The sequence below is a fragment of the Nocardia sp. NPDC058497 genome (assembly GCF_042720195.1).
GTDB lineage: Bacteria > Actinomycetota > Actinomycetes > Mycobacteriales > Mycobacteriaceae > Nocardia.
Map to the genome: position 1 here is coordinate 1 of NZ_JBHXMY010000266.1, position 7853 is coordinate 7853.

At 64.9% G+C, this 7853-nt stretch carries 10 protein-coding genes; 4 read left to right on the plus strand and 6 right to left on the minus strand.

Annotated features, from left to right (window positions below):
• Positions 1–500, minus strand: a 500-nt coding sequence (locus tag ACFWPJ_RS18465) for a carboxymuconolactone decarboxylase family protein (protein ID WP_378852870.1), incomplete at its 3' end; no start/stop codon positions are given.
• Positions 501–621: 121 nt separating this feature from the next.
• Here ACFWPJ_RS18465 and ACFWPJ_RS18470 point away from each other — a divergent pair.
• Positions 622–1170, plus strand: a complete 549-nt coding sequence (locus ACFWPJ_RS18470; protein ID WP_378852872.1) for a TetR/AcrR family transcriptional regulator — start codon at positions 622–624, stop codon at positions 1168–1170.
• A gap of 92 nt (positions 1171–1262) precedes the next feature.
• Complete coding sequence (locus tag ACFWPJ_RS18475) at positions 1263–1745, plus strand: hypothetical protein (RefSeq protein WP_378852874.1); 483 nt, start codon at positions 1263–1265, stop codon at positions 1743–1745.
• Here the strand turns inward: ACFWPJ_RS18475 and ACFWPJ_RS18480 are convergent.
• The 3 genes from ACFWPJ_RS18480 to ACFWPJ_RS18490 all read right to left on the minus strand — a co-directional run bounded on the left by ACFWPJ_RS18480 (position 1742) and on the right by ACFWPJ_RS18490 (position 3864).
• Positions 1742–2140 (minus strand): helix-turn-helix domain-containing protein, encoded by a 399-nt coding sequence (locus tag ACFWPJ_RS18480; RefSeq protein WP_378852876.1) that lies wholly within the window; start codon positions 2138–2140, stop codon positions 1742–1744. The two genes, ACFWPJ_RS18475 and ACFWPJ_RS18480, sit on opposite strands and share 4 nt — an antisense overlap.
• Before the next feature lie 92 nt (positions 2141–2232).
• A complete protein-coding gene (locus ACFWPJ_RS18485; protein ID WP_378852878.1) occupies positions 2233–2844 on the minus strand; it encodes a sterol desaturase family protein in 612 nt (203 codons plus the stop codon).
• A gap of 213 nt (positions 2845–3057) precedes the next feature.
• Positions 3058–3864, minus strand: coding sequence for a FadR/GntR family transcriptional regulator (locus tag ACFWPJ_RS18490; protein WP_378852880.1), 807 nt, complete (start codon positions 3862–3864; stop codon positions 3058–3060).
• 247 nt (positions 3865–4111) lie between these two features.
• Between ACFWPJ_RS18490 and ACFWPJ_RS18495 the strand changes: the two genes are divergently transcribed.
• Both ACFWPJ_RS18495 and ACFWPJ_RS18500 read left to right on the plus strand, forming a co-directional pair.
• Positions 4112–4609 carry a GNAT family N-acetyltransferase gene (locus ACFWPJ_RS18495; protein WP_378852882.1) on the plus strand — a complete coding sequence of 166 codons (498 nt, stop codon included), beginning with the start codon at positions 4112–4114 and terminating at the stop codon, positions 4607–4609.
• Positions 4610–4670: 61 nt separating this feature from the next.
• Positions 4671–5396: an AAA family ATPase gene (locus ACFWPJ_RS18500; protein ID WP_378852884.1), complete on the plus strand. Its 726-nt coding sequence runs from the start codon at positions 4671–4673 to the stop codon at positions 5394–5396.
• A gap of 115 nt (positions 5397–5511) precedes the next feature.
• Here ACFWPJ_RS18500 and ACFWPJ_RS18505 read toward each other — a convergent pair whose 3' ends face one another.
• Together ACFWPJ_RS18505 and ACFWPJ_RS18510 are read right to left on the minus strand one after the other, a co-directional pair.
• Positions 5512–6156, minus strand: a complete 645-nt coding sequence (locus ACFWPJ_RS18505) for a hypothetical protein (protein WP_378852886.1) — start codon at positions 6154–6156, stop codon at positions 5512–5514.
• The gene (locus tag ACFWPJ_RS18510) at positions 6157–7833 is read right to left on the minus strand and encodes an ABC transporter family substrate-binding protein (RefSeq protein WP_378852888.1); all 1677 of its coding nucleotides are present in this window, start codon (positions 7831–7833) and stop codon (positions 6157–6159) included.
• Positions 7834–7853 lie beyond the last annotated feature (20 nt).

A 7853-nucleotide genomic window follows, 5' to 3' on the forward strand; every position in this document is an offset into this window, starting at 1 on the left:
AGTGCGACATGTTTGAAATAGTTCGACAGCACATTCAGCGCCACATGACCGACTGTCTCGGCCAGCTCGCCGTCGCTGACGCCGCTGTTCCTGGCCTCGGCCAGTTGCTCGTCGCTCACCCGTCCGCCGGTACGCAGCACCTCGCGCGCGAAGCGCAATACCGCCTCGGCATGCGGATTGTCGGCGCCCGCCTCGCGCGTCGCCGCTATCGCCTCCGGTGTGAATCCCATCTTCGCCGCCCGCATCGTGTGCGCGGAGACGCAGTACTCGCAACCATTGTCGCTCGCGATCAGCAGGGCCAGTTGCTCACGGGTCTTCGTGCCGAGCTTGCCCGCGGTCAGTGCGTCTCGCAGCCGCAGATACCCCCGTAGGGTGGCCGGACTGTTCGCCATCGCGGCATAGAGATTCGGCACCCGGCTCAGCTGCCGCTGCACCTCGGCGAGTAGTTCGCCCTGTTCAATATCGGCGGCATCTGCGGTGACGAGGGGAAGTCGGGACATGGTGCACTCCAGTGGTTTTCGACAACGGTACTGATCGGTACCAAATTGAGACGGTACTGATCGGTGCCGTAGTGGTCAAGCGATTCGGTACCGATCGTTTCCGTTCTGGTACCGTGAGCCCATGGCGACACAGGCCAAGCAGCGATTGCTCACCACCGCGGAAGAGTTGTTCTACGCCGAGGGCATCCGTGCCGTCGGCATCGACCGGCTGCTCCAGGAATCCGGCATCGGCCGCGCCTCCTTCTACCGCCACTTCGCGAGCAAGGACGACCTCGTCGTCGCCGTCCTGGAAGACCGCGACCACCGCTGGCTCGACTGGCTGCGCACCTCGGTCGAATCCGTCGACGACCCCGCGGCCCGCCCGCTGGCGGTCTTCACCGCCCTCGCGGAACGCTTCGCCCGCAACGATTTCCGCGGCTGCGCCTTCATCAACACCATGATCGAAATGGCCGACCCCACCTCCCCTGCCCATCAGGTAGCCGACCACCACAAACGCCGCGTCATCACCTACCTTGCCGAACTCCTCACCGCCGCAAACCAACCCGACCCGAACACCCTCGCCACCGAACTGGCCCTGCTCATCGACGGCGCCATCGTCACCGCCGTCCGCGAGAACTCTCCCGCCGCCGCCGACCGCGCGGCCACCATCGCCGCCAAACTGCTCGCATAGTTGGCGAAACGCCAGTTCAGGGTGGAATCTGCCGCGCCCAGACACGCCGACATCATTTTGTCGGTGGGTAGCGAGGGGTTCATCATCGTCCGATGTCGCCTGACAAGCGCCCTCGCGCGAAGAGTCATGGACCGAAATCGGCATCGGCAGTACATTGTCGAACCCGGCCATCCGCTGATGACGCGCACGAGATCGTCTACTTCCGCACTGCCGAAGGTAAACTGCCTGGTCGGGACTACATTGAAGCGCTTCCCGCCAAGGCTAGAGCCAAAGCTAAGGCGGCGCTGATCGCTGTCGCGGCGGCGCCACCCAAACGGTTCTCTGGTGGTGGGTACTGGGAAGCGATGCACGGTGAGATGACCGGCTGGTTCGAAATTCGTTGCGACAGCCGTCCGCTGCACTACCGCATCTTCTGTCGGCTCGACTACGAGGCGATAGGGCGCGACAAGCCACTGCTGGTCGTTGTCGGCGGGCTCACCAAGGCCTACGGAACGACGTTCTCGCGAGCTGAGTACCAGACAATTCGAGACCTCGGTGCGGAGTACTCAGCGACCAATCCGCGCTCGGTCGGTTAGCAAGGGGTGCGGTCGAATTGTTCGACCGCTGCCTCCAGTCCGGCAAGATCATTCACCCGCCCCGATGTCAGGGCTGCAGTCAACACCTCTCGCCCTGGCTCGTCGAGAGGTTCGAGCGTCAATCGAAAGCCCAACGCTGCGGCGGCCTCCGTCACTGTGCGCAGCGTGGGGTTTTTCGGGGTGCTGAGCAGGCGCCGGATCGTCGACGGCTCAGTGGACATTGCTCGTGCCAGCTCGGCCTTCGTCAGCTCCGACTCCTCGCGAGCGTGGTCCAGCGCATTGATGATCGAGTCGACGGTCTTGATTCGAACCGCCTCCAAGACGAACTCGCGAAGGAACTCGGGATCGTCGAGATCTTCGGCCAGGTCGGCCCAGAATATGCTCCGGTCGCTCATCGCTCGTTCGCCTCCTCATCGCGTCACGGACCTGCGTAACTTATATGCTACGCCGCGGGTCGTCCGGTGTGAAGGCGCGAACGGTGTGGTCGTTACCCAGCGTGCAGGTGGCGGGCGGTCGGTGAGGTGGGGACCGTCGCTGGGTCGGGGGCGGTGCCGAGCAGGCGGTCGGCCGTGCCGGAGGTGGTTACGGTGAACCAGTAGTGCTCGTTCTTGTAGTGGTGGTGGCGGTGGTTGCGCCAGATCGCCCGGTAGAGGGCGTGCTTGGGCTTGTAGTCGGTGTGGATGGGGTGGTGGGTCCACTCGTAGAGCAGGCCGAGGGTGGAGATTGTCAGCAGGAAAGTCAGGCCGAGGCCGAGGCGGGGGAAGGCCAGCAGGGCGATGGCGAGCAGCGCGACGATGGTGAGTGTCAGGGACTTGGGTGGGATGAACACCAAGGGGGTGTCGCGTGGATCGGTGTGGTGCGCACGGTGTTTGCGTGCCAGTTCGCTGTCGATGGTGATCGGGCCGAGGTGGCGCGGGCGCCAGTGCAGCACCGTCACGTGGATGATCCACTCGGTCACCGGGAAAGTGGCGACGACGATCAGGGGGACGAGGGCATCGGTGAACTGCCAGTCGCCGACGGCGATGCGGGCCACCAGGGCGGCCACGAAAACCGCGGTGATCATCCAGGGTGACGGGTGCCGGACGAACTCGCGCGCCATCTCGCGCAGGGTCGTGCCGCGGCGGATCGCGCGGGGCGAATCAGTTCTCGTCGCGTGGGGTGAGTCGGTTCCGGGCGTGGCGGGTGAGTCGGATCCGGTGGCGCGCCCGCGACTCCGGCGTTGACCGGACGGGTCCGCGGGGTGCGCTGTAGTGGCGGTCTCGTGCGACGTCGTTGTCGGACGGTCTTTCATCATGGCGATTCCTCGGGTGGATCACGCCCCGTCGAGGGCGTGAATGAGAGCGATGGTCGCCGGTCCGAGCAGTTCCCGGGCGGATTCGGCGGCCTTTTCCGGCTCACCCGCGGCGATCGCGGCGGCCAGGTCTCGATACGCGCCACCATTGCCCACCTCGGCGGACATGATCGGCGCGAGCGCAGCCAGCGCGGGTTCATAGGCGGCGCGCAGCATGGAATACATCAGCCGGAACGCGATCGAATCGGCGAGATCGAGAACGTGATCCCAGAATTCGAGTGCGATCCGCTGCTGGGTGAGCGGGTCCTGTTCGGCGACAAGGGCATCGACGGATTCCCGCAGTAGCACCAGTTCGCTGTCGATCGGCGCAATGGCGTTCCGATTCTCGCTCAGGTCTTTCCGGCCGCTGCCGGGGGCAGAACCCGAGGCGGCGTCGGTACCGAGCGATCGGACCCGCCGAACCCGCACAGCCGCGAGTTCGGCGATCTTCGGACCGTTGTGCAGCCGCGCCTCGAGAATGCTGCGCGCCACCGCCGGGTCGATGGTGTCACCCCGAAGCAACAGCCGAGGCAGCACTTCCAGCCCCGCACTCCGCCGATAATCGAGCACCGTCGTGGCTTCACCCTGCCGCACCGACACCAGCCCCGCCGCGGCGAGCCGCTGCAAAGCCTCACGAACAGCAGGCCGCGAAACCCCCAGCGCCTCGGCCAACTGCCGCTCACTCGGCAACGTACTCCCCGCCGCCAACTCCCCACCCAGCACCTCTGCGGCGATCTGCTCGAACACATCACCGGAAACCGAGCGCTTCACCACGGGAGTCCATGCCATGCCTCTGATACTGCACCCAGCAGGTCAAGAGGTCAAGTGGTCAGGCCAGTTGCATTTATGCCCCATTTCCGGACTATCGCCGGAAATGCGACAACTTCCCGCTCTCTCCCGGGTGGGCTATCGGGAACTGTTGCCGCGACACGCACGTGCCGAGCTGGGGGGTCGTTGACCCGGCACGCGCCGCCGTTACGTCAGGGACGATCACGGGATGAACGATCGATGGCCCGAGCAACTAATAGCGCGTCCCATGACCCACAGCGACGCCCACCAAGTGTCCAACTGGAGATACGGCGGACCATGGCAGGTCTACAACCTGACTACCGCCGACGAGCTACCCACCGCCGACGGCGGATACATGACGGTGAGCGATGCCGACACCGGCCGAATCATCGGGTTCTACTGCACCGGAACAGAAGCGCGAGTGCCGGGCCTCATCGAAGACCTCAACGTCATCGACCTCGGCGTCGGGATGGCTCCCCACTGGGTCGGCAAAGGTCACGGCATGCACTTCGGCACCGCTGTCATCACACAGCTCCGCCGCACTCACCCAACGACTCCAATTCGCGCCGTCATCCAAACCTGGAACACGAGAAGTCGACAGCTGGTCCGCCGGCTGGGCTTCATCGAGTGCGACGAGCATCACTGCGTCCAAAGCGGCCAGATGGTCGCATACACCGTGGCGATACTCTTCGCCACCGAGCTCCCCGGCCCGACCACTCACAACTGGCCAAATCAGACTGAATAGTCCGGGGTCTCAATACTGCTCCTACACCAACAAGACAGGGTCGTTCCGTCATGATGTCTCGGTGGACAAACTTCTGGTACTGGTCAACGGCCTGCCAGGCTCGGGCAAATCGACGTTGGGCAGGTCATTAGCCCAGACGCTAGGAGCCCAGTTCCTGTCCAAGGACATCGTGAAAGAGGCACTGGCTACCTGCGTCGAAGGCGCATTGGCGATCCCCGAAATCGGCGGGATCGCGATGGACGCGCTGTGGGCACTGGCACGGGCGACGCCGGAAACCGTGGTCATCGACTCGTGGTGGTTCAAGCCACGCGACCTGCAACTCGCCGCGGCGGGCGTCAAGCGGTCCGCGGCCGACCTGGCGGTCGAGGTCTGGTGCGATGCCCCAGCCGAGGTAGCAAGGGCCCGCTATGCGGCCAGGCGCCGAGCCCCGCTGCACCGGGACGATCAGCGCCTGGCTGACGACTGGACGGTGTGGGCCGAGCAGGCCGAGCCTCTCGGACTCACGCCCGTCGTCGTCATCGACACGACTCGGCCAGTCGACTGCGCCGACCTTGTTGAGCAAATCAAGCTCGTAGCCAGCCCACTTCCGTCTGATCCGGCCCCGCACAACGTGGGACGCGACCAGAAGGACACCGCCGACGCGGCGCTCCGTGACTATGTGCAGCGGGTACGTCGGGTCGAAGCGGCACAACGCCTGTTCGAGCGTGGGCAGCAGAGCGAATTCGACCGGGAGGCAACGGCGCACGACGAGGTGAAGGCTGCCCGCAAGCGTGCCCTCGAGTCGTGATCCGGTATCCGCTGGATGCCTCCGGACTGTCGCGGTTGTTGCGCAACGCGGATGGGTTTGCCCCATGGCCGCCGGAAAGTCGTTGCGGCACAACGCGAGGCAGCTGGCCGCAGGGTCAGCTGGGGTCGGAGCCGCGGATAGCGGAGAGCCAGGTGAAGGTGGCGGCGGTGACGGTGGTGGCGCCGACGAAGGCGCCGATGCCGCCGTTCATGACGTAGACCCAGAGGAGGCCCGCGATGGGGGCGCCTACGGCGGGCTGGATGTCGAGGATCAGGCGGCGGGGGATGCCGAATGTGGGTACCTCGGTGGGGCGGCTCGGGTTGTCGATCAGTTTGCCCGCGGGCTCGGTGGTGCGGACCCGGCCGGAGGGGTAGAAGCGGGTGTCGCCTGCGCGGATCGTGCGGCCGGTCAGTTCCAGGTCGGTGGGGGTCAGCGTGGACAGGCACGGTTCGTAGAAGACCGGCTGCCAGACCATCCGGTCGCCACTGGTGATCTCCAGCCACGACCGGCTCACCAGCCGATGCTGCTGCCGGACTCGCTTCCCACCCACCGTGCCGGTAGCCACGAGACCGGTCGGGATGACGCCGAAGGCGAGTCCGAGCTGGTAGGTGGTGACAGCGAGGATCGCCAGGGCGACCGCGGCGAGCGCGCTCAGCTGATCGAGGTCGGCGAACGGCACCCACGCGGCGATGACCGCGAGGGTGCCGGACGTGACGAGCAGTGGATAGGTGAGTGCGCGCGCCGGGCTCGAGCTGCGCACTTACTTCACGAAGCCGATCTTGGTGTAGTCCAGCGAGGCCAGACCCGCCGCACCGAAGTTGGCCAGGTTGTCCCGGACGGCGACATTGCCCGGCGACTGCATCAGCGGAAGAGAATGTCCCTCCTCGAAGACCTTCCGGTCGACCTGGTTCGCCAGTTCGATGGCTTTGGCTGGGTCGAGTTCGGAGACGGTCTGCTCGATCAAGGCATTGAGCTCGGGTGAGCCGATCCGGCCGTAATTTCCCTGGACATCGTTGGGGTAGAGACCGAAGATCTGGGGCAGGCTGCTGAGCGGGAACGGATCACCGACCCAACTCCACTGGCCGACATCGAAATTGCCCGGAGTGATGTTCTCGGCGAAGAATCCGGCACCGGGTTTCGTTTCGATGATCAGCTTGACGCCGATCTGGGCAAGATTCTGCTGGATGATCTGAGCGATGCTGATCCACGTATCGGCGTTGTACATCACGTCGCGGATCTCGAGCTTGCGGCCGTCCTTCTCGCGAACATCACCGTAGAGCTTCCAGCCGAGCGCATCGAGTTCCCTGGCAGCTGCGGTGGGGTCGAACCCGAGACTGTTGTCCTGGTAGCCCTTCTGGCCGGCCACGTAGACGTGATTGTTGAGCGGTTTCGGGTCCTGGACCATGCCGTTCTGGATCGCGTTGGCGATGCCCTGCCGGTCGATGGCCTTCGAAATCGCCACGCGCACACCTTGCTCGGCCAAGATCGAGCCCGGCGCGCCGTTGAATGTCAGATGTGACCACTGGTTGCCTGGTGCCCGGCGAATGGCGATGCCGGGGGTACTGCGCGCGGTCTGCATCTCGTTGATATCGGCCAGGCCGACGGCGTCGATCTCGTTGTTCTGCAGTGCGGGCAACCTCGCGGCACTGTCGAGCATGCTGAAGGTGATGGTGTCGAGCTTGGGTGTGTTACCCCACCACCGTGGGTTGCGTTCCAGGACCATACGGCCTTGACCGCGGTCGACGGACTGCACGATGAACGCGCCGGCCGATGGCCCTGGGCCGTCCACCAGACTCTGGTTGAAAGCATCGGGACTGCTGGTCACGGACTTGGGAAACAGGAACGAATTTCCCGCGAACTGCCCACGCCACTCCGCATAGTGCTGTTTGAACGTGATGATTGCCTGGCGATCGTCGACCCCGCGCTCGACCCGGTCGACCCGATCGAAACCGTTCGTCATGGCGATCAGATACGACTTGTCGTTGCCACTGAGCGCCTGCGCCTGCGAACTGATGTCCTCCCAGGTGATCGGCGAACCGTCCGACCAGACCGCCTTCGGGTTGATCGTGTAAGTCACCTGTTGTGGCTCGGTCGAGGTCATCGAGATATCGGTGAAATAATCGGTATTGACCGATAATTCGGCGCCGGCATTCGTCGTGAAGGCTCGCGGCATCGTCGGCCGCAACACACTCGCGACTTCCGCGTCGTTCCCGTCGGTGTGCAGCCCGTTCCAATTCTGCGGGAGCGCGCTCACCGCCAGCCGCAGATTGCCGCCGTCGCGCAGTTCGCTGACATCCTTGGGGTTGATGTCGTTGGTCGTGCCGAGCGCCGCCTCGCCGGTCGGCGAGCTGTCATTCCCCGAGCCGCACCCGGCAGCGATCAGACTGACGACAACCAGTGGTATCGCCAGACGGGTGGTCATTGAACGAATCCGCATGGTCCGCTCCTTTCCGAAGG

Excerpts from the sequence above, each read along its gene's own strand:
- ACFWPJ_RS18470 (WP_378852872.1), top strand. The coding sequence starts at position 622 with ATGGCGACACAGGCCAAGCAGCGATTGCTCACCACCGCGGAAGAGTTG.
- ACFWPJ_RS18475 (WP_378852874.1), top strand. The coding sequence starts at position 1,263 with ATGTCGCCTGACAAGCGCCCTCGCGCGAAGAGTCATGGACCGAAATCG.
- ACFWPJ_RS18480 (WP_378852876.1), bottom strand. The coding sequence starts at position 2,140 with ATGAGCGACCGGAGCATATTCTGGGCCGACCTGGCCGAAGATCTCGAC.
- ACFWPJ_RS18485 (WP_378852878.1), bottom strand. The coding sequence starts at position 2,844 with ATGGCGCGCGAGTTCGTCCGGCACCCGTCACCCTGGATGATCACCGCG.
- ACFWPJ_RS18490 (WP_378852880.1), bottom strand. The coding sequence starts at position 3,864 with ATGGCATGGACTCCCGTGGTGAAGCGCTCGGTTTCCGGTGATGTGTTC.
- ACFWPJ_RS18495 (WP_378852882.1), top strand. The coding sequence starts at position 4,112 with ATGACCCACAGCGACGCCCACCAAGTGTCCAACTGGAGATACGGCGGA.
- ACFWPJ_RS18510 (WP_378852888.1), bottom strand. The coding sequence starts at position 7,833 with ATGCGGATTCGTTCAATGACCACCCGTCTGGCGATACCACTGGTTGTC.